The sequence below is a fragment of the Phytobacter sp. V91 genome (assembly GCF_965644225.1).
Taxonomy (GTDB): domain Bacteria; phylum Pseudomonadota; class Gammaproteobacteria; order Enterobacterales; family Enterobacteriaceae; genus CBFFRJ01.
This window is the reverse complement of the sequence record NZ_CBFFRJ010000073.1, coordinates 1-26,141: the sequence shown is the minus strand read 5'-3', so window position 1 is coordinate 26,141 and position 26,141 is coordinate 1. Positions and strand designations below refer to the sequence as shown.

Genomic DNA, 26,141 nt, shown 5'->3' with positions numbered 1-26,141 from the left:
ATGGTTGTTACCCTGATCCACCCAATCGCGATGGACGACGGTCTGCGTTTCGCAATCCGTGAAGGCGGCCGTACTGTTGGTGCGGGCGTTGTTGCTAAAGTTATCGCTTAATTAGCGATGATGTAAAAAGGGCGCTCAGGCGCCCTTTTTGTTGTCTGTCATTTGTAGAACATGTCTGAGTAAATAGGTATTTACGATTCTCTTACCGCATTCTAATTCCCGTCTATTGTAATCATAACCATTCTCATTTACACTTTTGATCATAAATTGACCGGGAGTAATTATGTACGTTTGTTTGTGTAATGGTGTCAGCGATAAAAAAATTCGCCAGGCAGTACGCCAGTTTCACCCTCAATCTTTTCAGCAACTGCGCAAGTTTATTCCTGTTGGAAATCAATGCGGTAAATGCATCAGAGCTGCACGTGAGATAATGCAGGACGAATTGCTACAGATCCCTGAATATAAAGAAACCGCTTAAGAGCTCCCCGCTTTTTTTGACTTCCCTGTAGCCCGTTCTACGCTTCAATAAGTGGAAGCGGAGGGACTACATAATGAAAGGTGATGTCAAAGTAATAAATTATCTCAATAAGTTATTGGGAAACGAGCTTGTCGCAATCAATCAGTACTTTCTTCATGCAAGAATGTTTAAGAACTGGGGGCTGACGCGTCTCAATGATGTCGAGTACCATGAATCCATTGATGAAATGAAGCACGCCGATAAGTATATCGAGCGTATTTTGTTTCTCGAAGGACTGCCAAATCTTCAGGACTTAGGCAAACTCGGTATCGGTGAAGATGTTGAGGAAATGCTCCAGTCCGATCTCCGGCTGGAACTTGACGGGGCGAAGGACTTACGTGAGGCCATCGCCTATTGCGATAGCGTCCACGACTATGTCAGCAGAGATATGTTGATTGAAATTCTGGCTGATGAAGAGGGGCACATCGACTGGCTGGAAACCGAGCTGGATCTGATTGGCAAAATTGGTGTGCAGAACTATCTGCAATCGCAAATTAAAGTTGAAAGTTAATAAGCTCAGAAAACAGATCCTGATAACCTGTAATTAAACCCGCACCAGCCAGAAATGGGCCAAATGGTAGCGGGTTTTGTTGTATCTGGCGCCATTTTGCCGTGAAGAGGCAAACAAAAACCACAATGCATGCGCTCAACGCGGCGATAAATACCAGCATGCTTAATGCCTCCCAGCCATGCCAGGCGCCGAGGGCGGCGAGAAATTTAACGTCTCCGTAGCCTAGGCCTTCACGACCGCGAACCAGCCGATAACTCCAGTAGATTGCCGCAAATCCAGTGTATCCGGCAATCGCCCCCCACACTTTGTGTGCCAGCAAATCAACGTCATTGATACATGCGTAAGCCAGCCCAAACCACAGTAGAGGGCAGGTTAGCCTGTCCGGCAAAAGCCCATAGCGGAGATCCTGCCATATCAGCATGCCGTTCAGTAAAAGGTAGGCTGTAAGAAAGAAGAGCATTGTCATGACATTTCCCCGGGCTTCAATAAGCCAAAAGTATCGGGGAGAGTGGCTGAAGAGTGAACTCAGAAAGACGGGCGTTGAGCAGAGGATTCAGAAAAAGTTGCCCCAAAAGAACACACTGACGGAAAATCTACGAGCCTTGCCGAAGGCGTATCTAATTTGTACGAGAGCACTTGCGTTAACGTCAGATTTACGTATAATGCGCGGGCTTGTCGTAATTGACGGCTGGTTCGATATGAACCCTGATAGTGCTGTTAGCTATCAAACAATGCTCCCAATTGGGGGGCTACGTAAGAACGATTACACTCTTCCATCAATCGTAATGGATATGGGTAGTAATCATTTTCGTCTATAAAATAATTGGAGCTCTGGTCTCATGCAGAACCAAAGAATCCGTATCCGCCTGAAAGCGTTTGATCATCGTCTGATCGATCAATCAACTGCGGAAATCGTCGAGACTGCTAAGCGCACTGGTGCGCAAGTCCGTGGTCCGATCCCGCTGCCGACCCGCAAAGAGCGCTTTACCGTTCTGATCTCCCCGCACGTTAACAAAGACGCGCGTGATCAGTACGAGATTCGCACTCACAAGCGTCTGGTTGACATCGTTGAGCCAACTGAGAAAACCGTTGATGCTCTGATGCGTCTGGATCTGGCTGCCGGTGTAGACGTGCAGATCAGCCTGGGTTAATCAGGTCATCGAGCGATTGAGAGGTTGATACAATGATTGGTTTAGTCGGTAAAAAAGTGGGTATGACCCGCATCTTCACTGAAGATGGCGTTTCTATCCCAGTAACCGTAATCGAAGTTGAAGCAAACCGCGTTACTCAGGTTAAAGATCTGGCTAACGATGGCTACCGCGCTATTCAGGTTACCACCGGTGCTAAAAAAGCTAACCGTGTGACCAAACCTGAGGCGGGTCACTTCGCTAAAGCTGGCGTTGAAGCTGGCCGTGGTCTGTGGGAATTCCGTCTTGCTGACGGCGAAGAATTCACCGTAGGTCAGGACATTAGCGTTGAGCTGTTTGCTGAAGTTAAAAAAGTTGACGTAACCGGTACCTCTAAAGGTAAAGGTTTCGCCGGTACCGTTAAGCGCTGGAACTTCCGTACCCAGGACGCTACCCACGGTAACTCCTTGTCTCACCGCGTTCCGGGTTCTATCGGTCAGAACCAGACTCCGGGCAAAGTGTTCAAAGGCAAGAAGATGGCAGGTCAGCTGGGTAACGAACGTGTTACCGTTCAGAGCCTGGATGTAGTACGTGTTGACGCTGAGCGCAACCTGCTGCTGGTTAAAGGTGCTGTCCCGGGTGCAACCGGTAGCGACCTGATCGTTAAACCAGCTGTGAAGGCGTGAGGAGATAGCAATGGAATTAGTATTGAAAGACGCGCAGAGCGCGCTGACTGTTTCCGAAACTACCTTCGGTCGTGATTTCAACGAAGCGCTGGTTCACCAGGTTGTTGTTGCTTATGCAGCAGGTGCTCGTCAGGGTACTCGTGCCCAGAAGACCCGCGCTGAAGTAACTGGCTCCGGTAAAAAACCGTGGCGTCAGAAAGGCACCGGCCGTGCGCGTTCAGGTTCTATCAAGAGCCCGATCTGGCGTTCAGGTGGCGTGACCTTCGCTGCGCGTCCGCAGGACCACAGTCAAAAAGTTAACAAAAAGATGTACCGCGGCGCGCTGAAAAGCATTCTGTCCGAACTGGTACGTCAGGATCGTCTGATCGTTGTCGAGCAGTTCTCTCTGGAAGCGCCTAAAACTAAGCTGCTTGCTCAGAAACTGAAAGACATGGCTCTGGAAGATGTGCTGATCATCACCGGTGAGCTGGACGAAAACCTGTTCCTGGCTGCGCGCAACCTGCACAAGGTTGACGTACGCGATGCAACTGGTATCGACCCGGTTAGCCTGATCGCCTTCGACAAAGTCGTAATGACTGCTGATGCTGTTAAGCAAGTTGAGGAGATGCTGGCATGATTCGTGAAGAACGTCTGCTGAAGGTGCTGCGTGCACCGCACGTTTCTGAAAAAGCGTCTGCTGCGATGGAAAAAACAAACACTATCGTTCTCAAAGTTGCTAAAGACGCGACCAAAGCAGAAATCAAAGCTGCTGTGCAGAAACTGTTTGAAGTCGAAGTCGAAGTCGTTAACACCCTGGTAGTTAAAGGGAAAGTTAAACGTCACGGACAGCGTATCGGTCGTCGTAGCGACTGGAAAAAAGCTTACGTCACCCTTAAAGAAGGCCAGAATCTGGACTTCGTTGGCGGCGCTGAGTAAGTCGGAGGAGTAATACAATGGCAGTTGTTAAATGTAAACCGACATCTCCGGGTCGTCGCCACGTTGTTAAAGTGGTTAACCCTGAGCTGCACAAGGGCAAACCTTTTGCTCCGTTGCTGGAAAAAAACAGCAAATCCGGTGGTCGTAACAACAATGGCCGTATCACCACCCGTCATATCGGTGGTGGCCACAAGCAGGCTTACCGTATTGTTGACTTTAAACGCAACAAAGATGGTATCCCGGCAGTTGTTGAACGTCTTGAGTACGATCCGAACCGTTCCGCGAACATCGCGCTGGTTCTGTACAAAGACGGCGAACGCCGTTACATCCTGGCCCCTAAAGGCCTGAAAGCTGGCGACCAGATTCAGTCTGGCGTTGATGCTGCAATCAAAGCAGGCAACACCCTGCCGATGCGCAATATCCCGGTTGGTTCTACCGTTCATAACGTAGAAATGAAACCAGGTAAAGGCGGTCAGCTGGCACGTTCCGCTGGTACTTACGTTCAGATCGTTGCGCGTGACGGTGCTTATGTCACCCTGCGTCTGCGTTCTGGTGAAATGCGTAAAGTCGAAGCAGACTGCCGCGCTACCCTGGGCGAAGTTGGCAATGCTGAGCATATGCTGCGCGTTCTGGGTAAAGCAGGTGCTGCACGCTGGCGTGGTGTTCGTCCTACCGTTCGCGGTACTGCGATGAACCCAGTCGATCACCCACATGGTGGTGGTGAAGGTCGTAACTTTGGTAAGCACCCGGTAACTCCGTGGGGCGTTCAGACCAAAGGTAAGAAGACCCGCAGCAACAAGCGTACTGATAAATTTATCGTACGTCGCCGTAGCAAATAATATTAGAGGATAAGCCATGCCACGTTCTCTCAAGAAAGGTCCTTTTATTGACCTGCACTTGCTGAAGAAGGTAGAGAAAGCGGTGGAAAGCGGAGACAAGAAGCCCCTGCGCACTTGGTCCCGTCGTTCAACGATCTTTCCTAACATGATCGGTTTGACCATCGCTGTCCATAATGGTCGTCAGCACGTTCCGGTATTTGTTTCCGACGAAATGGTCGGTCACAAACTGGGTGAATTCGCACCGACTCGTACTTATCGCGGCCATGCTGCTGATAAAAAAGCGAAGAAGAAATAAGGTAGGAGGAAGAGATGGAAACTTTAGCTCAACATCGCCATGCTCGTTCTTCTGCTCAGAAGGTTCGCCTTGTTGCTGACCTGATTCGCGGTAAGAAAGTGTCGCAGGCCCTGGACATCCTGACCTATACCAACAAGAAAGCTGCGGTATTGGTCAAGAAAGTACTGGAATCTGCCATTGCTAACGCTGAACACAACGATGGCGCTGACATTGACGATCTGAAAGTTGCGAAAATTTTCGTAGACGAAGGCCCGAGCATGAAGCGCATTATGCCGCGTGCGAAAGGTCGTGCAGATCGCATCCTGAAGCGCACCAGCCACATTACTGTGGTTGTGTCCGATCGCTGAGACTCTGGAGACTAGCAATGGGTCAGAAAGTACATCCTAATGGTATTCGCCTGGGTATTGTCAAACCATGGAACTCTACCTGGTTCGCGAACACCAAAGAATTCGCTGACAACCTGGACAGCGATTTTAAAGTACGTCAGTACCTGACTAAGGAACTGGCTAAGGCGTCCGTATCTCGCATCGTTATCGAGCGTCCGGCTAAGAGCATTCGTGTAACTATTCACACTGCTCGCCCGGGTATCGTTATCGGTAAGAAAGGCGAAGACGTAGAAAAACTGCGCAAGGTCGTAGCGGATATCGCTGGCGTTCCTGCACAGATCAATATCGCCGAAGTTCGTAAGCCAGAACTGGACGCTAAATTGGTTGCTGACAGCATCACTTCTCAGCTGGAACGTCGCGTTATGTTCCGTCGTGCTATGAAGCGTGCTGTACAGAACGCAATGCGTCTGGGCGCGAAAGGTATCAAAGTTGAAGTTAGCGGCCGTCTGGGCGGCGCGGAAATCGCACGTACCGAATGGTACCGCGAAGGTCGCGTACCGTTGCACACTCTGCGTGCTGACATCGACTACAACACCTCTGAAGCGCACACCACTTACGGTGTAATCGGCGTTAAGGTATGGATCTTCAAAGGCGAGATCCTGGGTGGTATGGCTGCTGTTGAACAACCGGAAAAACCGGCTGCGCAACCTAAAAAGCAGCAGCGTAAAGGCCGTAAATAAGGAGCGTCGCTGATGTTACAACCAAAGCGTACAAAATTCCGTAAGGTGCACAAAGGCCGCAACCGTGGTCTGGCGCAGGGCACGGATGTGAGCTTCGGCACTTACGGTCTGAAAGCTGTTGGCCGTGGTCGTCTGACCGCTCGTCAGATCGAAGCAGCGCGTCGTGCAATGACTCGTGCTGTTAAGCGTCAAGGTAAAATCTGGATCCGTGTATTCCCGGACAAGCCGATTACCGAGAAGCCGCTGGAAGTTCGTATGGGTAAAGGTAAAGGTAACGTGGAGTATTGGGTTGCCTTGATTCAACCGGGTAAAGTCCTGTATGAAATGGACGGCGTTCCGGAAGAGCTGGCCCGTGAAGCCTTCGAGCTGGCAGCAGCAAAACTGCCGATTAAAACCACCTTTGTAACTAAGACGGTGATGTAATGAAAGCAAACGAGCTGCGTGAAAAGAGCGTTGAAGAGCTGAACACCGAGCTGCTTAACCTGCTGCGTGAGCAGTTCAACCTGCGTATGCAGGCTGCAAGTGGCCAGCTGCAACAGACTCACCTGTTGAAGCAAGTGCGTCGTAATGTCGCACGTGTTAAGACTTTACTGACTCAGAAGGCGGGTGCGTAATGACCGATAAAATCCGTACTCTGCAAGGTCGTGTTGTTAGCGACAAAATGGAGAAATCCATTGTTGTTGCTATCGAACGTGTTGTGAAGCACCCGATCTACGGGAAATTCATCAAACGTACGACCAAACTGCACGTACATGACGAGAACAACGAATGTGGTATCGGCGACAAGGTTGAAATCCGTGAATGCCGTCCACTGTCCAAGACTAAGTCCTGGACGCTGGTTCGCGTTGTAGAGAAAGCGGTTCTGTAATACAGTAAGCCTTCTCAAAAATAAATAAACGGCTCAGCAGTGAGCCGTTTATTTTTTCTACCCATATCTGAGAAGCGGTGTTATAATGCTGCGCCCCCGATATGGGGCTTTTTAACGACCCTGATTTAGAGGGTCATCAGTAGTAGTTGACATTAGCGGAGCACTGAAATGATCCAAGAACAGACTATGCTGAACGTCGCCGACAACTCCGGTGCACGTCGCGTAATGTGTATCAAGGTTCTGGGTGGCTCGCACCGTCGCTACGCAGGCGTAGGCGACATCATCAAGATCACCATCAAAGAAGCAATTCCGCGTGGTAAGGTCAAAAAAGGTGATGTGCTGAAGGCGGTAGTGGTGCGCACCAGGAAGGGTGTTCGTCGCCCTGACGGTTCTGTCGTTCGCTTCGATGGTAATGCTTGTGTTCTTCTGAACAATAACAGCGAGCAACCAATCGGTACGCGTATTTTTGGGCCGGTAACTCGTGAACTTCGTTCTGAGAAGTTTATGAAAATCATCTCTCTGGCACCAGAAGTACTTTAAGGAGCGAATCATGGCAGCGAAAATCCGTCGTGATGACGAAGTTATTGTTCTTACCGGTAAAGATAAAGGTAAGCGCGGTAAAGTTAAGAATGTTCTGTCTTCCGGCAAGATCATTGTTGAAGGTATCAACCTGGTTAAAAAACATCAGAAGCCTGTCCCGGCTCTGAATCAACCAGGTGGCATCGTTGAAAAAGAAGCTGCAATTCAGGTTTCTAACGTTGCAATCTTCAATACTGCATCCGGTAAAGCAGACCGTGTAGGCTTTAGATTCGAAGACGGCAAAAAAGTCCGTTTCTTCAAGTCTACTAGCGAAACTATCAAGTAATTTGGAGTAGTACGATGGCGAAACTGCATGATTACTACAAAGACGAAGTAGTTAAAAAACTCATGACTGAGTTTAGCTACAATTCTGTCATGCAAGTCCCTCGGGTCGAGAAGATCACCCTGAACATGGGTGTTGGTGAAGCGATCGCTGACAAGAAACTGCTGGATAACGCAGCAGCTGACCTGACAGCAATCTCCGGTCAAAAACCGTTGATCACCAAAGCACGCAAATCAGTTGCAGGCTTCAAAATCCGTCAGGGCTATCCGATCGGCTGTAAAGTAACTCTGCGTGGCGAACGCATGTGGGAGTTCTTTGAGCGCCTGATCACTATTGCTGTACCGCGTATCCGTGACTTCCGTGGCTTGTCCGCTAAGTCTTTCGACGGTCGTGGTAACTACAGCATGGGTGTCCGTGAGCAGATCATCTTCCCAGAAATCGACTACGATAAAGTCGACCGCGTGCGTGGTTTGGATATTACCATTACCACTACTGCGAAATCTGATGAAGAAGGCCGTGCTCTGCTGGCTGCCTTTGACTTCCCGTTCCGCAAGTAAGGTAGGGTTACTGAATGGCTAAGCAATCAATGAAAGCACGCGAAGTAAAGCGCGTAGCTTTAGCTGATAAATTCTTCGCTAAACGCGCTGAACTGAAAGCTATCATCTCTGATGTGAACGCAACCGACGAAGATCGTTGGAATGCTGTTCTCAAGCTGCAGACTCTGCCGCGTGATTCCAGCCCGTCTCGTCAGCGTAATCGCTGCCGTCAAACTGGTCGTCCGCACGCTTTCCTGCGGAAGTTCGGGTTGAGCCGTATTAAGGTCCGTGAAGCCGCTATGCGCGGTGAAATTCCGGGTCTGAAAAAGGCTAGCTGGTAATTGTCACCAATTGAATCACGGGAGTAAAGACAGATGAGCATGCAAGATCCGATCGCGGATATGCTGACCCGTATCCGTAACGGTCAGGCCGCGAACAAAGCTGCGGTCACCATGCCTTCCTCCAAGCTGAAATTGGCAATTGCCAACGTGCTGAAGGATGAAGGTTTTATCGAAGATTTTAAAGTTGAAGGCGACACCAAGCCGGAACTGGAAGTGACTCTTAAGTATTTCCAGGGTAAAGCTGTTGTAGAAAGCATTCAACGTGTCAGCCGCCCAGGCCTGCGCATCTATAAGAAAAAAGATGAGCTGCCAAAAGTTATGGCTGGTCTGGGTATCGCAGTTGTTTCTACCTCTAAAGGTGTTATGACTGATCGTGCAGCGCGCCAGGCTGGTCTTGGCGGCGAAATTATCTGCTACGTAGCCTAATCGGAGGAAACAATGTCTCGTGTTGCTAAAGCACCGGTCGTTATTCCTGCCGGCGTTGATGTAAAACTCAACGGTCAGGTTATTACGATCAAAGGTAAAAACGGCGAGCTGACTCGTACTCTCAACAATGCTGTTGAAGTTAAACATGCAGATAACGCTCTGACCTTCGGTCCACGTGATGGTTTCGTGGATGGATGGGCTCAGGCTGGTACCGCGCGTGCCCTGCTGAACTCAATGGTTGTTGGTGTTACCGAAGGCTTCACTAAAAAGCTTCAGCTGGTTGGTGTAGGTTATCGTGCAGCTATCAAAGGGAATGCAGTAGGCCTGTCTCTGGGCTTCTCTCATCCTGTTGAGCATCAGCTGCCAGCCGGTATCACTGCAGAATGTCCGACTCAAACTGAAATCGTGCTGAAAGGCGCTGATAAACAGCTGATCGGTCAGGTTGCAGCAGATCTGCGCGCCTACCGTCGTCCTGAGCCTTACAAAGGCAAGGGTGTTCGTTACGCCGACGAAGTCGTGCGTACCAAAGAGGCTAAGAAGAAGTAAGGTAACACTATGGATAAGAAATCTGCTCGTATCCGTCGTGCGACCCGCGCACGCCGCAAGCTCCAGGAGCTGGGTGCAACTCGCCTGGTGGTACATCGTACCCCGCGTCATATTTACGCACAGGTAATTGCACCGAACGGTTCTGAAGTTCTGGTAGCTGCTTCTACTGTAGAAAAAGCTATCGCTGAACAATTGAAGTACACCGGTAACAAAGACGCGGCCGCAGCTGTTGGTAAAGCTGTTGCTGAACGCGCTCTGGAAAAAGGCATCAAAGATGTATCCTTTGACCGTTCCGGGTTCCAATATCATGGTCGCGTCCAGGCACTGGCAGATGCTGCCCGTGAAGCTGGCCTTCAGTTCTAAGGTAGAGGTGTAAGATGGCTCACATCGAAAAACAGGCTGGCGAACTGCAGGAAAAGCTGATCGCGGTTAACCGCGTATCTAAAACCGTTAAAGGTGGTCGTATTTTCTCCTTCACAGCTCTGACTGTTGTTGGCGATGGTAACGGTCGCGTTGGTTTTGGTTACGGTAAAGCGCGTGAAGTTCCAGCAGCGATCCAGAAAGCGATGGAAAAAGCCCGTCGCAATATGATTAACGTCGCGCTGAACCACGGCACCCTGCAACACCCGGTTAAAGGTGTTCACACGGGTTCTCGTGTCTTCATGCAGCCGGCTTCTGAAGGTACCGGTATTATTGCCGGTGGTGCAATGCGCGCCGTCCTGGAAGTCGCTGGAGTTCATAACGTTCTGGCTAAAGCATATGGTTCCACCAACCCGATTAACGTGGTTCGTGCAACTATTGATGGCCTGGAAAATATGAATTCTCCAGAAATGGTCGCTGCCAAGCGTGGTAAATCCGTTGAAGAAATTCTGGGGAAATAAACCATGGCAAAGACTATTAAAATTACTCAAACCCGCAGTGCAATCGGTCGTCTGCCGAAACACAAGGCAACGCTGCTTGGCCTGGGTCTGCGTCGTATTGGTCACACCGTAGAGCGCGAGGATACTCTTGCTGTTCGTGGTATGGTCAACGCGGTTTCCTACATGGTTAAAGTTGAGGAGTAAGAGATGCGTTTAAATACTCTGTCTCCGGCCGAAGGCTCTAAGAAAGCGGGCAAACGCCTGGGTCGTGGTATCGGTTCTGGCCTCGGTAAAACCGGTGGTCGTGGTCACAAAGGTCAGAACTCTCGTTCTGGCGGTGGCGTACGTCGCGGTTTCGAGGGTGGTCAGATGCCTCTGTACCGTCGTCTGCCGAAATTCGGTTTTACTTCACGTAAAGCAGCGATCACAGCCGAGATTCGTCTGTCTGATTTGGCTCGCGTAGAAGGCGACGTAGTTGACCTGAACACGCTGAAAGCAGCAAACATTATCGGTATTCAGATCGAGTTCGCGAAAGTGATCCTGTCTGGTGAAGTATCTACTCCGGTAACTGTTCGTGGCCTGCGTGTGACTAAAGGCGCTCGTGCTGCTATCGAAGCTGCTGGCGGTAAAATCGAGGAATAAGTAGCAGATGGCTAAACAACCGGGATTAGATTTTCAAAGTGCCAAAGGTGGCTTAGGCGAGCTGAAACGCAGACTGTTGTTTGTAATCGGTGCGCTTATTGTGTTCCGTATTGGCTCTTTTATTCCGATCCCTGGTATTGATGCCGCTGTACTTGCCAAACTGCTTGAGCAACAGCGAGGCACCATCATTGAAATGTTTAACATGTTCTCTGGTGGTGCACTCAGCCGTGCTTCTATCTTCGCTTTGGGTATCATGCCGTATATTTCGGCATCGATTATTATCCAGCTGCTGACTGTCGTTCATCCGGCATTGGCAGAGCTGAAGAAAGAAGGGGAGTCCGGACGTCGTAAGATTAGTCAGTACACCCGCTACGGTACTCTGGTGCTGGCAATATTCCAGTCAATCGGTATTGCTACCGGTTTACCGAATATGCCTGGTATGCAGGGCCTGGTAATTAATCCAGGCTTTGCATTCTATTTCACTGCTGTTGTAAGTCTGGTTACAGGAACGATGTTCCTGATGTGGCTCGGCGAACAGATCACTGAACGCGGTATCGGCAACGGTATCTCGATCATCATCTTCGCTGGTATCGTTGCGGGACTCCCGCCAGCCATTGCCCACACTATCGAGCAAGCGCGTCAAGGCGACCTGCACTTCCTCCTGTTGCTGTTGGTTGCAGTACTAGTATTTGCAGTGACGTTCTTTGTTGTTTACGTTGAACGTGGTCAACGCCGCATTGTGGTGAACTACGCTAAGCGCCAGCAGGGTCGTCGTGTCTATGCTGCACAGAGCACACATTTACCGCTGAAAGTGAATATGGCGGGGGTTATCCCGGCAATTTTCGCTTCCAGTATTATTCTGTTCCCGGCAACCATCGCGTCATGGTTCGGGGGCGGTACCGGTTGGAACTGGCTGACAACAATTTCGCTGTATTTGCAGCCTGGACAACCGCTTTATGTGTTACTCTATGCGTCTGCAATCATCTTCTTCTGTTTCTTCTACACGGCGTTGGTCTTCAACCCGCGTGAAACAGCAGATAACCTGAAGAAGTCCGGTGCATTTGTACCAGGAATTCGTCCGGGAGAGCAAACGGCGAAGTATATCGATAAAGTAATGACCCGCCTGACTCTGGTCGGTGCGCTTTATATTACTTTTATCTGCCTGATCCCGGAGTTCATGCGTGATGCAATGAAAGTACCGTTCTACTTTGGTGGGACTTCCTTACTTATCGTTGTTGTCGTGATTATGGACTTTATGGCTCAAGTGCAAACTCTGATGATGTCGAGTCAGTACGAGTCTGCATTGAAGAAGGCGAACCTGAAAGGCTACGGCCGTTAATGGTTGCCTGAGAAGTTACGGAGAGTAAAAATGAAAGTTCGTGCTTCCGTCAAGAAATTATGCCGTAACTGCAAAATCGTTAAGCGTGATGGTGTCATCCGTGTGATTTGCAGTGCCGAGCCGAAGCATAAACAGCGCCAAGGCTGATTATTTCGCATATTTTTCTTGCAAAGTTGGGTTGAGCTGGCTAGATTAGCCAGCCAATCTTTTGTATGTCTGTACGTATCCATTTGAGTATCCTGAAAACGGGCTTTTCAGCATGGTGCGTGCAAGTGAAATTATAGGAGTGCATAGTGGCCCGTATAGCAGGCATTAACATTCCTGATCAGAAACATGCTGTGATCGCATTAACTTCGATATACGGCGTCGGTAAAACCCGTTCTAAAGCTATTCTGGCTTCTGCGGGTATCGCTGAAAATGTTAAGATCAGTGAGCTGTCTGAAGAACAAATCGACACGCTGCGTGACGAAGTTGCCAAATTTGTCGTTGAAGGTGATCTGCGCCGTGAAGTTAGCATGAGCATCAAGCGCCTTATGGACCTTGGTTGCTATCGCGGTTTGCGTCATCGTCGTGGTCTCCCGGTTCGCGGTCAGCGTACCAAGACCAACGCACGTACCCGTAAGGGTCCGCGCAAACCGATCAAGAAATAATCGGGGTGATTGAATAATGGCAAAGGCACCAATTCGTGCACGTAAACGTGTAAGAAAACAAGTCTCTGATGGCGTGGCTCATATCCATGCTTCTTTTAACAACACCATCGTTACCATTACCGATCGTCAGGGTAACGCACTGGGTTGGGCAACAGCCGGTGGTTCCGGTTTCCGTGGTTCTCGCAAATCCACTCCGTTTGCAGCTCAGGTTGCAGCAGAGCGTTGCGCAGACGCCGTGAAAGAATACGGTATCAAGAACTTGGAAGTTATGGTTAAAGGTCCGGGTCCAGGTCGCGAATCTACTGTTCGTGCACTGAACGCCGCTGGTTTCCGCATCACGAATATTACTGATGTGACTCCGATCCCTCATAACGGTTGTCGTCCGCCGAAGAAACGTCGCGTCTAACGCTTCGTTTTACAGGTTAGTTGGAGAAAGAAAATGGCAAGATATTTGGGTCCTAAGCTCAAGCTGAGCCGTCGTGAGGGTACCGACTTATTCCTTAAGTCTGGTGTTCGCGCGATCGATACCAAGTGTAAAATTGAACAAGCTCCTGGCCAGCATGGTGCGCGTAAACCGCGTCTGTCTGACTATGGTGTGCAGTTGCGTGAAAAGCAAAAAGTTCGCCGTATCTACGGTGTGCTGGAGCGTCAGTTCCGTAACTACTACAAAGAAGCAGCACGTCTGAAAGGCAACACCGGTGAAAACCTGTTGGCTCTGCTGGAAGGTCGTCTGGACAACGTTGTATACCGTATGGGCTTCGGCGCTACTCGTGCTGAATCACGTCAGCTGGTTAGCCATAAAGCAATTATGGTAAACGGTCGTGTTGTTAACATCGCTTCTTATCAGGTTAGTCCGAATGACGTTGTTAGCATTCGTGAGAAAGCGAAAAAGCAATCTCGCGTGAAGGCCGCTCTGGAGCTGGCTGAGCAGCGTGAAAAGCCAACCTGGCTGGAAGTTGATGCTGGCAAGATGGAAGGCACGTTCAAGCGTAAGCCGGAGCGTTCAGATCTGTCTGCGGACATTAACGAACACCTGATCGTCGAGCTTTACTCCAAGTAAAGCTTAGTACAAAGAGAGGACACAATGCAGGGTTCTGTGACAGAGTTTCTAAAACCGCGCCTGGTAGATATCGAGCAAGTGAGTTCGACGCACGCCAAGGTGACCCTTGAGCCTTTAGAGCGTGGCTTTGGCCATACTCTGGGTAATGCACTGCGCCGTATTCTGCTCTCATCGATGCCGGGTTGCGCGGTGACCGAGGTTGAGATTGATGGTGTACTGCACGAGTACAGCACCAAAGAAGGCGTTCAGGAAGATATCCTGGAAATCCTGCTCAACCTGAAAGGGCTGGCGGTGAGAGTTCAGGGTAAAGATGATGTTATTCTTACTCTGAATAAATCTGGCATTGGCCCTGTGACTGCAGCCGATATCACCCACGACGGTGATGTCGAAATCGTCAAGCCGCAGCATGTGATCTGCCACCTGACCGATGAGAATGCATCTATTAGTATGCGTATCAAAGTTCAGCGCGGTCGTGGTTATGTGCCGGCTTCTGCCCGAATTCATTCGGAAGAAGATGAGCGCCCAATTGGTCGTCTGCTGGTCGACGCATGTTACAGCCCTGTAGAGCGTATTGCCTACAATGTTGAAGCAGCGCGTGTTGAACAGCGTACTGACCTGGACAAGCTGGTCATCGAAATGGAAACCAACGGTACAATCGATCCTGAAGAGGCGATTCGTCGTGCGGCAACCATTCTGGCTGAACAACTTGAAGCTTTCGTTGATTTACGTGATGTACGTCAGCCGGAAGTGAAAGAAGAGAAACCAGAATTCGATCCGATCCTGCTGCGCCCTGTTGACGATCTGGAATTGACTGTCCGCTCTGCTAACTGCCTTAAGGCAGAAGCTATCCACTATATCGGTGATCTGGTACAGCGTACCGAGGTTGAGTTGCTGAAAACGCCGAACCTGGGTAAAAAATCTCTCACCGAGATTAAAGATGTGCTGGCCTCACGTGGACTGTCTCTGGGCATGCGCCTGGAAAACTGGCCACCGGCAAGCATTGCTGACGAGTAACCGGATCACAGGTTAAGGTTTTACTGAGAAGGATAAGGTCATGCGCCATCGTAAGAGTGGTCGTCAACTGAACCGCAACAGCAGCCATCGCCAGGCTATGTTCCGCAACATGGCAGGTTCACTGGTTCGTCATGAAATCATCAAGACGACCCTGCCTAAAGCGAAAGAGCTGCGTCGCGTAGTTGAGCCGCTGATTACTCTTGCCAAGACTGACAGCGTAGCTAATCGTCGTCTGGCATTCGCCCGCACTCGTGATAACGAGATCGTGGCAAAACTGTTTAACGAGCTGGGCCCGCGTTTTGCGAGCCGTGCCGGTGGTTACACTCGCATTCTCAAGTGTGGCTTCCGCGCAGGCGACAATGCACCGATGGCATACATCGAGTTGGTTGATCGCTCTGAGTCGAAAGCAGAAGCAGCTGCAGAGTAATTTGCAGTAAAGTAAAAAAACCCGCCTCGGCGGGTTTTTTTATATCCATCGCATCACAACTCCTTCTACAATGTCTGTCTCTTTTTTGTTCTTTTTCTGGGGGCGGTCATGTGGTTACTTGACCAGTGGGCCGAGCGACATATCCTCGACGCACAACGAAAAGGCGTATTCGAGGATTTGCCGGGAGCTGGCCAACCACTGGACCTGGATGATGATTCTCAGGTACCTCCTGAGCTACGAGCTGGGTTTCGGTTACTGAAGAATGCCGGTTGCCTCCCTCCCGAACTGGAATATCGAAAAGAAGCGCTGTCACTGAGCAACCTGTTGCAGCACATCCAGCAAGATCACCCGGATTATCTGGCATTAAGCCATCGCCTTGCTTTACTGGAGTTAAAGCTTCGTCAGGCTGGATTAAGTAGTGAGTTCCTGCACCACGAATATGCTGGCAAACTGCTTAATAAACTAACGGAGGAGTAAAAATGTTTCGTATTGGAGAACTGGCAAAACTGGCAGATGTTACCCCCGATACCATTCGCTACTATGAAAAGCAGCAGATGATGGAGCATGAAGTCCGCACAGAAGGTGGTTTTCGTTTGTATTCTGATAACGACCTGCGCAGGCTGAAGTTCATTCGTCACGCGAGGCAGTTGGGCTTTACGCTGGATTCGATTCGCGAATTGTTGTCTATCCGCATCGATCCTGAACACCATACTTGCCAGGAGTCGAAAAGTATCGTGCAGGACAGACTCAATGATGTTGAAGCACGTATTGAAGAGCTACAGATTATTCGCCGTTCGTTACAAAAGCTAAACGACGCCTGCTGCGGCACTGCGCACAGCAGTGTCTATTGTTCAATTCTTGAAACCCTTGAACAGGGTTCAGGTCATTCTGAAGGCTGTTGATTTTCTCAGTCCATAGCCCTAAACTTTGGCCGTTTTTAAACCAAACCTGGAGAGTTTATGAGCCGTTACCAGCACACAAAAGGGCAAATTAAGGACAACGCCATAGAAGCACTTCTTCATGATCCACTGTTCAGGCAGCGGGTTGAGAAGAATAAAAAAGGAAAGGGAAGTTTTACGCGTAAAGAGAAACATGTGAAAGGTGAAAGCCGGGAGGCCAGTGGCAAACAAGCAAAATGCTTTTTTACCACTGGCCTTCTGGTTTTGTTAGCCTGATTACTGCCGATTGTTTTGTTCTTTCAACAGATCGCGAATTTCAGCCAGCAGTAACTCTTCTTTGCTCGGCGCCGCTGGGGCTTTTGGCGCTTCTTCCTGCTTACGTTTCAGTTTATTGATTACCTTGATGGCCATAAAGATGGCGAAGGCGACAATAATGAAATCAAAAATATTCTGGATAAACACGCCATAATGCATCACCACCGCCGGGATATCTCCCTGGGCCTCACGGAGGGTTAAAGCAAATTGCCTGAAATCCACACCGCCGATCAATAGCCCAAGTGGCGGCATAATAATATCAGCGACCAGTGATGAAACAATTTTACCGAATGCAGCGCCGATAATGACACCAACGGCTAAATCAACAACATTTCCTCGCATCGCGAATTCGCGAAAGTCTTTCAATAAGCTCATACTTTTCCCCTTATACCATCTGATAACGTAAGTTTAACAAATGTCTCTTTAATTGTCATCAACCAGAAAAATTTGCCTGCTGTTTATGTAGCAGGATAAAAAAGGCATCCCTGAGGATGCCTTGAATGATTACAAAAAGAAGGGGCTGGGCTGGAATAAGCGCTCAACGTCCGTAATGTACTTTTTGTCCGTCAGGAACATAATAACGTGGTCGCCTTGCTCAATGCGCAGGTTATCATTGGCAATCATGACGTCATTGCCACGAACAACGGCGCCGATAATGGTACCAGGCGGTAATTTAATATCATCGATGACCCGACCCACGACACGTGAGGTACTTTCATCACCGTGGGCGACAGCCTCGATGGCTTCTGCGACGCCACGGCGTAGTGAAGAGACACCCACGATATCCGCTTTACGTACGTGGCTGAGCAAGGCTGAAATAGTCGCCTGTTGAGGTGAAATAGCAATATCGATAACGCTCCCCTGCACCAAATCGACATAAGCTTTTCGCTGGATGAGAACCATCACCTTTTTGGCGCCCATGCGTTTAGCCAGCATCGCAGACATGATATTGGCTTCATCATCATTGGTGACGGCAATAAAGAGATCCATCTGATCGATATGCTCTTCAGCCAGCAACTCCTGATCCGACGCATCACCATAAAATACGATCGTATTTTGCAATTTTTCTGCAAGTTCGGCTGCGCGCTGCTGATCGCGCTCGATCAGTTTGACGCTGTAATCTTTTTCGAGCCTTCTTGCCAGCCCTGCACCGATATTGCCACCGCCAACAAGCATGATCCGCTTGTAGGGCTTTTCCAGACGCTGCAGTTCACTCATTACCGCACGAATGTGCTGAGATGCAGCGATAAAGAAGACTTCATCCCCAGCCTCAACAATGGTCGAGCCTTGTGGGCGAATTGGCCGGTCATGACGAAATATTGCCGCCACACGCGTATCAATATGAGGCATATGCTCCCGCATCGTCGACAGTGCGTTCCCCACCAGTGGCCCACCGTAATAGGCTTTTACCACCGCAAGACTGACTTTTCCCTCTGCGAAATTAACAACCTGAAGCGCGCCTGGGTACTCGATAAGCCGGTAAAGACTATCAATAACCAGTTGTTCTGGTGCGATCAGGTGGTCAATGGGTACGGCTTCAGAGTGGAATAATTTATCTGCGTCACGGACGTAATCAGGCGAGCGGATACGGGCAATACGGTTCGGGGTGTTGAAGAGAGAATAAGCGACCTGGCACGCGACCATGTTGGTCTCATCAGAGCTGGTAACGGCAACCAGCATATCGGCATCATCGGCCCCCGCTTCACGGAGGACTCGCGGATGAGAACCATGCCCCTGGACCACACGCAGATCGAATTTATCCTGAAGGCTGCGCAGGCGATCGCCATTAGTATCCACGACGGTAATATCATTATTTTCACCGACGAGATTTTCCGCCAGTGTGCCGCCGACCTGTCCCGCACCCAGTATTATTATTTTCATCTGCTGTGGCCCGTTCTGCTCATTATTGTTTTAAAAGCTTAGCGTAAAAGAAACCGTCACCTTCTTCTGCCCCAGGCAGATTCTGTAGGCCAGGTTGCCCGGTTGTGCCGGTTACGCTTAACTGTGCATCAGGTGTGCGTTTCAGGAATGCACTTATTTGTTGGCTGTTTTCTTCCGGCAAAATTGAACATGTGGCATACACCAGGGTTCCACCTGACTTCAGGTGTGGCCAGATTGCATCCAGAATCTCGGCCTGCAGTTGCGCGAGTTCTTTGATATCGCGGTCTCGGCGCAGCCATTTAATGTCCGGGTGACGGCGGATGACGCCTGTTGCTGAACAGGGGGCATCCAGCAAGATGCGATCGAATTTCTCATCGGCGCACCATTGTGCGGGGTAGCGTCCATCACCTTGTTTAACGTCAGCTTTCATGCCCAGGCGTTTGAGGTTGTCATAGACACGTGACAAACGTTGTTCGTCTATGTCGACTGCTATGACGCTTGCCTGCGGCGCAACTTCCAGAATATGTGTTGTTTTTCCGCCTGGCGCTGCACAAAGATCAAGAATGCGTTCGCCATTTTCAGGCTCAAGGAATGTCACACAACGCTGCGCGGCGGCATCCTGTACGGTGACCCAACCTTCTTCGAATCCTGGAAGTGAATGAACGGCTGTCGGCGTTTCCAGTCGCACGGCGTCAGGATAGGTTTCATGAGCGAATCCTTGCATCCCGTTTTCTTCCAGCAGGCTTTGCCAGGCCGCGCGGGAGTGGTGCTGACGGTTAACACGAAGCCACATTGGTGGGCGCTGGTTATTGGCCTCGATAATCTGTTGCCACTGCTGCGGGTAAGCACGCTGAATACGCTGAAGCAGCCAGTCCGGATGCAGGTATTGCTGATTACTTTGTGCGAATTCCGCCAGCAACTCTTCCTGTTGGCGCTGGAACTGGCGCAAAACACCGTTAATTAATCCCTTAAGTTGCGGGCGCTTAATGGCGACGGCACCTTCCACGGTTTCGGCCAATGCAGCATGCGCAGGAATGCGGGTATGCAACAGCTGGTACAAGCCCACCATGATCAGATAATGCAGGGTCCGTTGTTTTCCCGTCATCGGCCGGGCCATCAATTTGTGGATAAGCCAGTCCAGTTGCGGAAGCGTACGTAACACACCAAAGCACAGCTCCTGAAGCAGAGACTTGTCTTTATCTGAGACCTTTTGCTGTAACGGTGGCAGAACGCTACTCAGCGATTGCCCTTTTTCGACCACTTGCTCAATTGCCTGAGCTGCAAGACTGCGTAAATTAAGATTTTTTTTCATAGCCGCAAAAATAAAACGCCCGGTATTACCGGGCTGAGGGAAGTAAAATCACACCAGGCGTAAACCATTCGCGCCGGGAATTTAATAAATCCTGGGCGTTCATGGCCTTTTTGCCTGCAGGCTGTAATGATTCAAGATTCAGAATGCCATCAGCAGTTGCGACCTGGATACCCAGTTTATTGGCTTCAATAATGGTACCGGGCTCTGCGCTGGTTTGAGTCGTGAGCACTGATGCTTTCCAGACCTTGACGGGCTGCCCATCAATCATGAAATAGCTCATTGGCCATGGATTGAATGCGCGAATGCAACGTTCGAGTTGTACAGCAGAAAGCGACCAGTCAATCAGCGCTTCTTCTTTACTGAGCTTCTCAGCATAGGTAACCAGGGTTTCATCCTGAACCACCGGTTTTGCAGTGCCTGAGGCGATCCGGGTGAGAGTTGTCAGCAACCCTTGTGGGCCCAGGTGCGCCAGTTTGTCATACAGCGTTGCACTGGTGTCTTCGCCAGTGATGGGGCAAGAGAGCTTATAGAGCATGTCACCGGTATCAAGACCGACATCCATTTGCATAATGGTCACCCCGGTTTCCTCATCACCGGCCCAGAGTGAACGCTGTATCGGGGCAGCGCCTCGCCAGCGGGGGAGAAGCGACCCGTGCACGTTAAGACAGCCCAGGCGCGGCATATCAAGGACCGCCTTAGGCAAAATCAGGCCATAGGCAACCACAACCATGACATCAGCCTGTAAATCAGCAACCAGTTGTTGGTTGTCCTGAGGGCGCAAAGAGGCTGGCTGGAATACCGGAATTCCTTTTTCTTCTGCCAGAACTTTGACCGGGCTCGGCATGAGTTTTTTACCGCGGCCAGCTGGGCGATCGGGTTGGGTAAAAACACCGATGACCTGATGCTCAGAAGATAACAGCGCATCAAGATGACGCGCTGCAAAATCAGGAGTACCTGCAAAAATAATCCGTAGAGAATCTGACACCGTTGTGTTTGTCCTTACGCTCTGGCTTTCATGCGGTCCAGTTTTTCAACTTTCTGACGAATGCGTTGCTGCTTTAACGGGGAGAGATAATCGATAAACAATTTACCGACCAAATGATCCATCTCGTGTTGAATACAGATAGCCAGCAGGTCATCGGCTTCCAGCTCAAACGGTTTCCCGTCACGATCAAGCGCACGAATTTTGACCTTCTCCGCGCGAGGAACCAGAGCGCGTTGTTCAGGAATCGACAGACAGCCTTCTTCAATGCCGGTTTCACCGCTTTTCTCCAGCAGTTCCGGGTTGATCAGCGTCAGTTGCTCATCACGATTTTCCGAGACATCAATAACGATAATACGTTGATGAATATCGACCTGAGTGGCGGCCAGACCAATACCTTCTTCCGCGTACATCGTTTCGAACATATCATCAACGATGCGTTGAATTTCTGCATTCACTTCTTTGACCGGGGCGGCGACTTTGCGAAGGCGCTCGTCCGGAATATGTAACACTTGCAAAACTGCCATAAATCTCCAGAGTCGTGTTCAGGAGTTGGAAAGGATATTCCCTCTATTCTAGACAAATCCCCCTCCGATTGACAGCATCGGTGACCAATCGCAAGGATTGAGCGAGCCACTTATGGCAGGGGATGAGGATGACAACCACCGAGATATGGTTGCGTTTAATTTATATAAATACGCTTTATGGCGATGCGATGGTCAGGGTTGCCCAGTCGTTGGCAAAATTACAATCCATTGATTTCGAAGCACTATCAGAATGTGGCTTAACAGCAAGGCAGGCACGACGTTTTCTGGCAATGAAACCGCAGGATGTTGAAGCGAGTCTATGCTGGCTTGACGATCCTCACCACCATCTTATTATCTCCAGCGATGCGCGCTATCCCCCACAACTACGTGCTATCAGCGACTACCCCGGAGCGCTTTTTGTGAAGGGGGATCCCGCAATCCTGGCCAATTATCAGCTCGCCGTGGTTGGTAGTCGAATGCCCACATGGTACGGCGAGCGGTGGGGGAGGCTGTTTTGTGAGCAACTGGCGCAATCTGGTTTCATCATCACCAGCGGCCTGGCTTTGGGGATCGATAGTGTTGCTCATCGTGGCGCGCTGGCGGTAAACGGCAAAACCGTAGCGGTGCTCGGAAATGGTCTGCTTACGCTTTACCCGAAACGAAACGCCTCGTTAGCGGCCCGGATAGTAAGCAGTGGCGGGGCATTAGTCTCTGAGTTTGCGCTTCATACCTTACCCTTCGCGGCTAATTTCCCCCGACGTAATCGCATCATCAGTGGCCTGAGTCGTGGGGTGCTGGTGATTGAAGCTGCATTACGCAGTGGCTCGTTAGTGACGGCACGATGTGCTCTGGATCAAGGGCGAGATGTGTTTGCGCTGCCGGGCCCGATAGGCAGTCCGGGCAGTGAAGGGCCTCACTGGCTAATTCAACAGGGCGCTTTTATTGCGGCATCACCGGAAACTGTTCTGGAAAATATGCAATATGATTTCCCTGCGCTGCAAAAGCGTGATGAAAAGACAATTTATTCACCAGATCAAGAAGAGGTGGCATTGCCATTTCCTGAGCTCCTGGCTAACGTAGGAGATGAGGTAACACCTGTTGACGTCGTCGCTGAACGTGCCGGCCAACCTGTGCCAGTAACGGTTGCTCAATTGCTTGAACTGGAGTTAGCAGGGTGGATCGCAGCTGTACCCGGCGGCTATGTCCGATTGAGGAGGGCAAGCCATGTTCGACGTACTAATGTATTTGTTTGAGACTTACATCCATAACGAAGCTGAAATGCGTGTGGATCAGGACAAACTGGAACGGGATCTTACCGACGCTGGCTTTGATCGAGAAGACATCTATAACGCGCTTCTCTGGCTGGAGAAGTTAGCTGATTATCAGGAAGGCCTTGCCGAGCCGATGCAGCTTGCTTCTGACCCACTCTCCGTGCGCATTTACATGGCAGAAGAGTGCGACCGGCTGGATGCCAGTTGCCGTGGATTTTTGTTATTCCTGGAGCAAATTCAGGTGCTAAACCTCGAAACACGAGAAATGGTGATTGAGCGTGTACTTGCGCTGGATACGGCTGAGTTCGATTTGGAAGATCTAAAATGGGTGATTCTGATGGTGCTCTTCAATATTCCAGGGTGTGAAAACGCATACCAGCAAATGGAAGAATTACTCTTTGAAGTGAATGAAGGTATGCTGCATTAATCTTTTTGCAGCTTCCTGAGTCGTTATGGCCAAATCAGCACTTTTCTCGGTGCGCAACAATGAGCCCTGCCCACAATGCGGGGCTGAACTTGTTATACGCTCCGGTAAACACGGTCCGTTTCTTGGATGTTCCCACTATCCGGAGTGTGACTATGTGCGTCCTCTGAAAAATCAGGCGGATGGGCATATCGTTAAAATTCTGGAAGGGCAAATGTGTCCCGCGTGCGGATCCCTGCTCGCCTTGCGCCAGGGGCGGTTTGGTATGTTTATCGGCTGTAGTCATTACCCTGAATGCGCACATACAGAACAAATAGACAAGCCTGACGATACTGCTATTACTTGCCCGCAGTGCCAGTCAGGACACCTTATTCAGCGACGTTCGCGGTTTGGTAAGACATTCCATTCCTGCGATCGTTACCCTGATTGCCAGTTCGTTATCAATTTCAAACCGGTGGCTGGGGAGTGTCCTGCATGCCACTATCCGCTTTTAATCGAGAAAAAGACGGCGCAGGGTGTTAAGCATTTCTGTGCCAGTAAACAATGTGGACAGCCGGTAACGGCGGAACAAACCCGTGAAGAATAACCTGCATCTGGATCCTATCGCTGCTGCGGTTGAGATCCTTAAAAATCAAAATGTCATCGCTTATCCAACAGAAGCCGTCTTCGGTGTCGGGTGTGATCCTGACAGTGAAGAGGCCGTCTATCGGCTGCTTGAGCTTAAACAGCGCCCTGTAGAAAAGGGGCTGATCCTGATTGCGGCAAACTTTGAACAGCTGAAACCCTATATAGATGACAGCATGCTATCCGATACCCAACGGCAGGCTATCTTCGCCTGTTGGCCAGGGCCGGTCACTTTCGTTTTCCCGGCGAAAGCCACCACACCGCGCTGGCTCACCGGCCGTTTTGATTCGCTGGCAGTGCGTGTGACGGATCATCCTCAGGTCATTGCATTGTGTGAGGCTTTTGGCAAACCGTTGGTGTCGACCAGCGCAAATCTGACTGGTTTAGCTCCTTGCCGGACGGATGAAGAAGTTCGCCAGCAATTTGGGGCGAATTTTCCTGTTGTGGAAGGCCTGACCGGTGGTCGCCTTAATCCTTCTGAAATTCGTGACGCCCTTAGCGGCGAACTTTTCCGTCAAGGGTAACTTTATGGAACCGTATGTTGTTTTTGGTAATCCTGTTGCGCACAGCAAATCGCCCTCTATTCACGCGCAATTTGCCAGGCAGTTACAGATTGAACATCCTTATGGGCGCATGCTTGCCCCGCTGGATGACTTTACCAATACGCTGAACACCTTCTTCGCCAATGGTGGAAAGGGGGCTAACGTCACCATGCCATTTAAAGAAGAAGCCTTTAGCCGTGCAGATGAACTGACTGAGCGAGCGGCGTTAGCGGGTGCAGTGAACACGTTGAAGAGGCTCGAAGATGGGCGTCTGGTGGGAGATAACACCGACGGCATTGGTCTGTTGAGTGATTTACAGCGTTTGTCCTTTATCAGGCCTGGATTTCGCATTCTGCTAGTTGGGGCGGGTGGCGCGGCTCGCGGCGTGTTGCTTCCTTTACTGTCTCTGGATTGCTCGGTGACGATTGTGAATCGCACTTTTTCCAGGGCACATGAGCTGGCGGCGCTCTTCGCCCACACCGGAAGTGTCAATGCCCTTACTGAGGTTGAGGTCCCTGGACATCAGTTTGATTTGGTTATCAATGCAACATCAAGCGGTGTTGATGGCGGAATTCCCTCTTTGCCTGAATCCATTATTCATCCTCAACTTTACTGTTATGACATGTTTTACCAGCAGGGCGATACGCCTTTCCTGGGCTGGTGCAAGTCGCTAGGGGCGACACATTGCTCAGACGGCCTGGGCATGTTGGTCGGACAGGCTGCGCACTCGGTATTATTGTGGCACGGGGTATTACCGGAGATTGAGCCTGTCATTTATCGGCTCAAGCAGGAAATGGCCGGATGAATCAGGCGATACAATTTCCCGATCGTGAAGAGTGGAGCGACAGTGAACAGGCGCTCTGTTTTCCGGCAATGGTCAACGGGATATTGCTCACCTGCATGATAAGTGGTGAAACGCTGGCGCTTCGCTTTGGGGGCGATTCGCCAGCGCAGTGGCTGACAAGTTTTCAGCAATGCCGCTGGGATCTGGAAGATGAAGCCGAACAACTGATCCAGCAGCAACAAGAGGACGCTCAGGGACGGGTCTGGTTATCCTGAGCTAAATACTCATCTTTCCACTTAACATAGTTGTTCGCTGAATATTTCAGTCCTGCGATTTCAGCTTCGCTGAGAGGGCGGATCTGTTTTACCGGGCTGCCGAGATATAAATAGCCGCTCTCCAGGCGCTTGTTCTGAGGAACCAGACTGCCCGCCCCAATCATCACATCATCTTCAATGACTACACCATCAAGCAAAATTGATCCCATACCGACAAGTACCCGGTTGCCGATTGTGCAGCCATGGAGCATTACCTTATGCCCTACAGTGACCTCTTCTCCAATAATGAGAGGGTTACCTTCCGGGTTGTAAGAGGACTTATGGGTGACGTGCAAAACACTGCCATCCTGAATATTGCTGCGGGCGCCTATCTCAACATAATTGACGTCGCCACGGATGGCGACCAAAGGCCAGATGCCAACATCGTCCCCGATTCGGACATCACCAATGACCACGCTGGTGGCATCAATCATGACTCGCTGGCCTGATTTGGGGAAAAGATCTTTATAAGGACGTAGTACCGCAGACATAGTTACCTCATCAACAATAGGTGGTATTGATGACTTTGGTAGCAATAGAGGTCTTGTGCAACCCTTTTGCTCATCAGATTTTGAGCAGATCGTACGGGATCTGGACGAAAAGAATGGAAAAGCAGCAGTTAGATAAAAAGATCTAAAAAACGCTTGTGCTAAAAGTTTGGATCCCTATAATGCGCCTCCATCGACACGGCGGATGTGAATCACTTCACACTAAGTAGCCGGTTCGGTTGAAGAGAAAA

47 protein-coding genes are annotated in these 26,141 nt (G+C 50.2%); 40 read left to right on the top strand and 7 right to left on the bottom strand.

Going from position 1 to position 26,141, the window contains the following annotated elements; all coding sequences use genetic code 11:
- The 3 genes from ACSZO4_RS15590 to bfr form a co-directional block, all read left to right on the top strand.
- On the top strand, positions 1-111 hold a 111-nt coding region (locus ACSZO4_RS15590), incomplete at its 5' end, for an elongation factor Tu (protein WP_072269979.1).
- 172 nt (positions 112-283) lie between these two features.
- Positions 284-478: a bacterioferritin-associated ferredoxin gene (gene bfd, locus ACSZO4_RS15585; RefSeq protein ID WP_437889941.1), complete on the top strand. Its 195-nt coding sequence runs from the start codon at positions 284-286 to the stop codon at positions 476-478.
- A gap of 73 nt (positions 479-551) precedes the next feature.
- A complete protein-coding gene (bfr, locus tag ACSZO4_RS15580; protein ID WP_437889940.1) occupies positions 552-1,028 on the top strand; it encodes a bacterioferritin in 477 nt (158 codons plus the stop codon).
- Here bfr and ACSZO4_RS15575 read toward each other — a convergent pair.
- Positions 1,012-1,488 carry a prepilin peptidase gene (locus tag ACSZO4_RS15575; protein WP_437889942.1) on the bottom strand — a complete coding sequence of 159 codons (477 nt, stop codon included), beginning with the start codon at positions 1,486-1,488 and terminating at the stop codon, positions 1,012-1,014. The two genes, bfr and ACSZO4_RS15575, sit on opposite strands and share 17 nt — an antisense overlap.
- Before the next feature lie 379 nt (positions 1,489-1,867).
- Here ACSZO4_RS15575 and rpsJ point away from each other — a divergent pair, with 379 nt between their 5' ends.
- The 31 genes from rpsJ to ACSZO4_RS15420 all read left to right on the top strand — a co-directional run bounded on the left by rpsJ (position 1,868) and on the right by ACSZO4_RS15420 (position 16,702).
- On the top strand, positions 1,868-2,179 hold the full coding sequence (gene rpsJ, locus ACSZO4_RS15570; protein WP_001181005.1) for a 30S ribosomal protein S10: 312 nt from the start codon (positions 1,868-1,870) through the stop codon (positions 2,177-2,179).
- A 32-nt stretch (positions 2,180-2,211) separates the two neighbouring features.
- Complete coding sequence (rplC, locus tag ACSZO4_RS15565; RefSeq protein WP_017460069.1) at positions 2,212-2,841, top strand: 50S ribosomal protein L3; 630 nt, start codon at positions 2,212-2,214, stop codon at positions 2,839-2,841.
- A 10-nt stretch (positions 2,842-2,851) separates the two neighbouring features.
- The gene (gene rplD, locus ACSZO4_RS15560; protein ID WP_123350609.1) at positions 2,852-3,457 is read left to right on the top strand and encodes a 50S ribosomal protein L4; all 606 of its coding nucleotides are present in this window, start codon (positions 2,852-2,854) and stop codon (positions 3,455-3,457) included.
- Complete coding sequence (gene rplW / locus ACSZO4_RS15555) at positions 3,454-3,756, top strand: 50S ribosomal protein L23 (protein ID WP_004868363.1); 303 nt, start codon at positions 3,454-3,456, stop codon at positions 3,754-3,756. Before rplD ends, rplW begins: the two co-directional genes overlap by 4 nt.
- 17 nt (positions 3,757-3,773) lie before the next feature.
- The gene (gene rplB / locus ACSZO4_RS15550) at positions 3,774-4,595 is read left to right on the top strand and encodes a 50S ribosomal protein L2 (RefSeq protein WP_000301859.1); all 822 of its coding nucleotides are present in this window, start codon (positions 3,774-3,776) and stop codon (positions 4,593-4,595) included.
- A 16-nt stretch (positions 4,596-4,611) separates the two neighbouring features.
- The gene (gene rpsS, locus ACSZO4_RS15545; protein WP_001138115.1) at positions 4,612-4,890 is read left to right on the top strand and encodes a 30S ribosomal protein S19; all 279 of its coding nucleotides are present in this window, start codon (positions 4,612-4,614) and stop codon (positions 4,888-4,890) included.
- A 14-nt stretch (positions 4,891-4,904) separates the two neighbouring features.
- Positions 4,905-5,237 carry a 50S ribosomal protein L22 gene (gene rplV / locus ACSZO4_RS15540; protein ID WP_002919773.1) on the top strand — a complete coding sequence of 111 codons (333 nt, stop codon included), beginning with the start codon at positions 4,905-4,907 and terminating at the stop codon, positions 5,235-5,237.
- A gap of 17 nt (positions 5,238-5,254) precedes the next feature.
- Positions 5,255-5,956 (top strand): 30S ribosomal protein S3, encoded by a 702-nt coding sequence (rpsC, locus tag ACSZO4_RS15535; RefSeq protein ID WP_000529945.1) that lies wholly within the window; start codon positions 5,255-5,257, stop codon positions 5,954-5,956.
- Between the two features lie 12 nt (positions 5,957-5,968).
- Positions 5,969-6,379 carry a 50S ribosomal protein L16 gene (rplP, locus tag ACSZO4_RS15530; RefSeq protein ID WP_007369814.1) on the top strand — a complete coding sequence of 137 codons (411 nt, stop codon included), beginning with the start codon at positions 5,969-5,971 and terminating at the stop codon, positions 6,377-6,379.
- The gene (gene rpmC / locus ACSZO4_RS15525) at positions 6,379-6,570 is read left to right on the top strand and encodes a 50S ribosomal protein L29 (RefSeq protein ID WP_097164997.1); all 192 of its coding nucleotides are present in this window, start codon (positions 6,379-6,381) and stop codon (positions 6,568-6,570) included. Before rplP ends, rpmC begins: the two co-directional genes overlap by 1 nt.
- A complete protein-coding gene (rpsQ, locus tag ACSZO4_RS15520; RefSeq protein ID WP_097164998.1) occupies positions 6,570-6,824 on the top strand; it encodes a 30S ribosomal protein S17 in 255 nt (84 codons plus the stop codon). The genes rpmC and rpsQ overlap by 1 nt, the downstream gene beginning before the upstream one ends.
- 168 nt (positions 6,825-6,992) lie before the next feature.
- Positions 6,993-7,364 (top strand): 50S ribosomal protein L14, encoded by a 372-nt coding sequence (gene rplN, locus ACSZO4_RS15515; RefSeq protein ID WP_035344535.1) that lies wholly within the window; start codon positions 6,993-6,995, stop codon positions 7,362-7,364.
- 10 nt (positions 7,365-7,374) lie between these two features.
- Positions 7,375-7,689, top strand: a complete 315-nt coding sequence (rplX, locus tag ACSZO4_RS15510; RefSeq protein WP_437889939.1) for a 50S ribosomal protein L24 — start codon at positions 7,375-7,377, stop codon at positions 7,687-7,689.
- 14 nt (positions 7,690-7,703) lie between these two features.
- Positions 7,704-8,243, top strand: coding sequence for a 50S ribosomal protein L5 (rplE, locus tag ACSZO4_RS15505; RefSeq protein WP_437434300.1), 540 nt, complete (start codon positions 7,704-7,706; stop codon positions 8,241-8,243).
- 14 nt (positions 8,244-8,257) lie between these two features.
- Positions 8,258-8,563 carry a 30S ribosomal protein S14 gene (gene rpsN / locus ACSZO4_RS15500; RefSeq protein ID WP_039076814.1) on the top strand — a complete coding sequence of 102 codons (306 nt, stop codon included), beginning with the start codon at positions 8,258-8,260 and terminating at the stop codon, positions 8,561-8,563.
- A 33-nt stretch (positions 8,564-8,596) separates the two neighbouring features.
- Positions 8,597-8,989 (top strand): 30S ribosomal protein S8, encoded by a 393-nt coding sequence (rpsH, locus tag ACSZO4_RS15495; protein ID WP_437434299.1) that lies wholly within the window; start codon positions 8,597-8,599, stop codon positions 8,987-8,989.
- A 12-nt stretch (positions 8,990-9,001) separates the two neighbouring features.
- Complete coding sequence (gene rplF / locus ACSZO4_RS15490) at positions 9,002-9,535, top strand: 50S ribosomal protein L6 (protein ID WP_437889938.1); 534 nt, start codon at positions 9,002-9,004, stop codon at positions 9,533-9,535.
- Between the two features lie 9 nt (positions 9,536-9,544).
- Positions 9,545-9,898: a 50S ribosomal protein L18 gene (rplR, locus tag ACSZO4_RS15485; protein WP_000358960.1), complete on the top strand. Its 354-nt coding sequence runs from the start codon at positions 9,545-9,547 to the stop codon at positions 9,896-9,898.
- 14 nt (positions 9,899-9,912) lie between these two features.
- Positions 9,913-10,416: a 30S ribosomal protein S5 gene (rpsE, locus tag ACSZO4_RS15480; RefSeq protein WP_004106339.1), complete on the top strand. Its 504-nt coding sequence runs from the start codon at positions 9,913-9,915 to the stop codon at positions 10,414-10,416.
- Positions 10,417-10,419: 3 nt separating this feature from the next.
- Positions 10,420-10,599, top strand: coding sequence for a 50S ribosomal protein L30 (rpmD, locus tag ACSZO4_RS15475; RefSeq protein ID WP_343877860.1), 180 nt, complete (start codon positions 10,420-10,422; stop codon positions 10,597-10,599).
- A 3-nt stretch (positions 10,600-10,602) separates the two neighbouring features.
- The gene (gene rplO / locus ACSZO4_RS15470) at positions 10,603-11,037 is read left to right on the top strand and encodes a 50S ribosomal protein L15 (RefSeq protein WP_437889937.1); all 435 of its coding nucleotides are present in this window, start codon (positions 10,603-10,605) and stop codon (positions 11,035-11,037) included.
- Between the two features lie 7 nt (positions 11,038-11,044).
- A complete protein-coding gene (gene secY / locus ACSZO4_RS15465; RefSeq protein ID WP_437889936.1) occupies positions 11,045-12,376 on the top strand; it encodes a preprotein translocase subunit SecY in 1,332 nt (443 codons plus the stop codon).
- 30 nt (positions 12,377-12,406) lie between these two features.
- Positions 12,407-12,523: a 50S ribosomal protein L36 gene (gene rpmJ, locus ACSZO4_RS15460; protein WP_000868187.1), complete on the top strand. Its 117-nt coding sequence runs from the start codon at positions 12,407-12,409 to the stop codon at positions 12,521-12,523.
- 146 nt (positions 12,524-12,669) lie between these two features.
- Positions 12,670-13,026, top strand: a complete 357-nt coding sequence (gene rpsM / locus ACSZO4_RS15455; RefSeq protein ID WP_437889935.1) for a 30S ribosomal protein S13 — start codon at positions 12,670-12,672, stop codon at positions 13,024-13,026.
- A 16-nt stretch (positions 13,027-13,042) separates the two neighbouring features.
- Entirely contained in the window at positions 13,043-13,432 is a 390-nt protein-coding gene (rpsK, locus tag ACSZO4_RS15450; protein ID WP_260861814.1) for a 30S ribosomal protein S11, read from the top strand.
- A gap of 33 nt (positions 13,433-13,465) precedes the next feature.
- A complete protein-coding gene (rpsD, locus tag ACSZO4_RS15445) occupies positions 13,466-14,086 on the top strand; it encodes a 30S ribosomal protein S4 (RefSeq protein ID WP_437434294.1) in 621 nt (206 codons plus the stop codon).
- A 24-nt stretch (positions 14,087-14,110) separates the two neighbouring features.
- Positions 14,111-15,100 (top strand): DNA-directed RNA polymerase subunit alpha, encoded by a 990-nt coding sequence (locus ACSZO4_RS15440; RefSeq protein WP_034461761.1) that lies wholly within the window; start codon positions 14,111-14,113, stop codon positions 15,098-15,100.
- A gap of 40 nt (positions 15,101-15,140) precedes the next feature.
- Positions 15,141-15,527 (top strand): 50S ribosomal protein L17, encoded by a 387-nt coding sequence (gene rplQ / locus ACSZO4_RS15435; RefSeq protein WP_001216372.1) that lies wholly within the window; start codon positions 15,141-15,143, stop codon positions 15,525-15,527.
- A 108-nt stretch (positions 15,528-15,635) separates the two neighbouring features.
- Positions 15,636-16,004 carry a DUF1992 domain-containing protein gene (locus ACSZO4_RS15430; protein WP_437889934.1) on the top strand — a complete coding sequence of 123 codons (369 nt, stop codon included), beginning with the start codon at positions 15,636-15,638 and terminating at the stop codon, positions 16,002-16,004.
- A gap of 2 nt (positions 16,005-16,006) precedes the next feature.
- Positions 16,007-16,429 (top strand): Zn(2+)-responsive transcriptional regulator, encoded by a 423-nt coding sequence (gene zntR, locus ACSZO4_RS15425; protein WP_437889933.1) that lies wholly within the window; start codon positions 16,007-16,009, stop codon positions 16,427-16,429.
- Positions 16,430-16,486: 57 nt separating this feature from the next.
- Positions 16,487-16,702: an alternative ribosome-rescue factor A gene (locus ACSZO4_RS15420; protein ID WP_437889932.1), complete on the top strand. Its 216-nt coding sequence runs from the start codon at positions 16,487-16,489 to the stop codon at positions 16,700-16,702.
- Here the strand turns inward: ACSZO4_RS15420 and mscL are convergent, their stop codons facing one another.
- The 5 genes from mscL to def form a co-directional block, all read right to left on the bottom strand.
- Positions 16,703-17,116, bottom strand: coding sequence for a large-conductance mechanosensitive channel protein MscL (mscL, locus tag ACSZO4_RS15415; protein WP_437889931.1), 414 nt, complete (start codon positions 17,114-17,116; stop codon positions 16,703-16,705).
- Between the two features lie 129 nt (positions 17,117-17,245).
- Entirely contained in the window at positions 17,246-18,622 is a 1,377-nt protein-coding gene (gene trkA / locus ACSZO4_RS15410; protein ID WP_437889930.1) for a Trk system potassium transporter TrkA, read from the bottom strand.
- A gap of 22 nt (positions 18,623-18,644) precedes the next feature.
- Entirely contained in the window at positions 18,645-19,934 is a 1,290-nt protein-coding gene (gene rsmB / locus ACSZO4_RS15405) for a 16S rRNA (cytosine(967)-C(5))-methyltransferase RsmB (RefSeq protein ID WP_437889929.1), read from the bottom strand.
- A gap of 25 nt (positions 19,935-19,959) precedes the next feature.
- Positions 19,960-20,919 carry a methionyl-tRNA formyltransferase gene (fmt, locus tag ACSZO4_RS15400; RefSeq protein ID WP_437889928.1) on the bottom strand — a complete coding sequence of 320 codons (960 nt, stop codon included), beginning with the start codon at positions 20,917-20,919 and terminating at the stop codon, positions 19,960-19,962.
- A 14-nt stretch (positions 20,920-20,933) separates the two neighbouring features.
- Complete coding sequence (gene def, locus ACSZO4_RS15395; protein WP_437889927.1) at positions 20,934-21,443, bottom strand: peptide deformylase; 510 nt, start codon at positions 21,441-21,443, stop codon at positions 20,934-20,936.
- A 128-nt stretch (positions 21,444-21,571) separates the two neighbouring features.
- On the opposite strand from def, the gene dprA reads away from it, so the two are divergent.
- The 6 genes from dprA to ACSZO4_RS15365 are packed head-to-tail and all read left to right on the top strand — an operon-like array spanning position 21,572 to position 25,363.
- Positions 21,572-22,696, top strand: a complete 1,125-nt coding sequence (gene dprA, locus ACSZO4_RS15390; RefSeq protein ID WP_437889926.1) for a DNA-protecting protein DprA — start codon at positions 21,572-21,574, stop codon at positions 22,694-22,696.
- On the top strand, positions 22,668-23,141 hold the full coding sequence (smg, locus tag ACSZO4_RS15385) for a DUF494 family protein Smg (RefSeq protein WP_437889925.1): 474 nt from the start codon (positions 22,668-22,670) through the stop codon (positions 23,139-23,141). The genes dprA and smg overlap by 29 nt, the downstream gene beginning before the upstream one ends.
- 25 nt (positions 23,142-23,166) lie before the next feature.
- Complete coding sequence (locus tag ACSZO4_RS15380) at positions 23,167-23,724, top strand: topoisomerase DNA-binding C4 zinc finger domain-containing protein (protein ID WP_437889924.1); 558 nt, start codon at positions 23,167-23,169, stop codon at positions 23,722-23,724.
- Positions 23,714-24,286 (top strand): L-threonylcarbamoyladenylate synthase type 1 TsaC, encoded by a 573-nt coding sequence (gene tsaC, locus ACSZO4_RS15375; protein WP_437889923.1) that lies wholly within the window; start codon positions 23,714-23,716, stop codon positions 24,284-24,286. The genes ACSZO4_RS15380 and tsaC overlap by 11 nt, the downstream gene beginning before the upstream one ends.
- Before the next feature lie 4 nt (positions 24,287-24,290).
- Entirely contained in the window at positions 24,291-25,109 is an 819-nt protein-coding gene (gene aroE, locus ACSZO4_RS15370; protein WP_437889922.1) for a shikimate dehydrogenase, read from the top strand.
- Complete coding sequence (locus tag ACSZO4_RS15365) at positions 25,106-25,363, top strand: DUF1488 domain-containing protein (protein ID WP_437889921.1); 258 nt, start codon at positions 25,106-25,108, stop codon at positions 25,361-25,363. Before aroE ends, ACSZO4_RS15365 begins: the two co-directional genes overlap by 4 nt.
- Here the strand turns inward: ACSZO4_RS15365 and ACSZO4_RS15360 are convergent.
- Positions 25,339-25,893 carry a gamma carbonic anhydrase family protein gene (locus ACSZO4_RS15360; RefSeq protein ID WP_437889920.1) on the bottom strand — a complete coding sequence of 185 codons (555 nt, stop codon included), beginning with the start codon at positions 25,891-25,893 and terminating at the stop codon, positions 25,339-25,341. The two genes, ACSZO4_RS15365 and ACSZO4_RS15360, sit on opposite strands and share 25 nt — an antisense overlap.
- Positions 25,894-26,141: the final 248 nt, after the last annotated feature.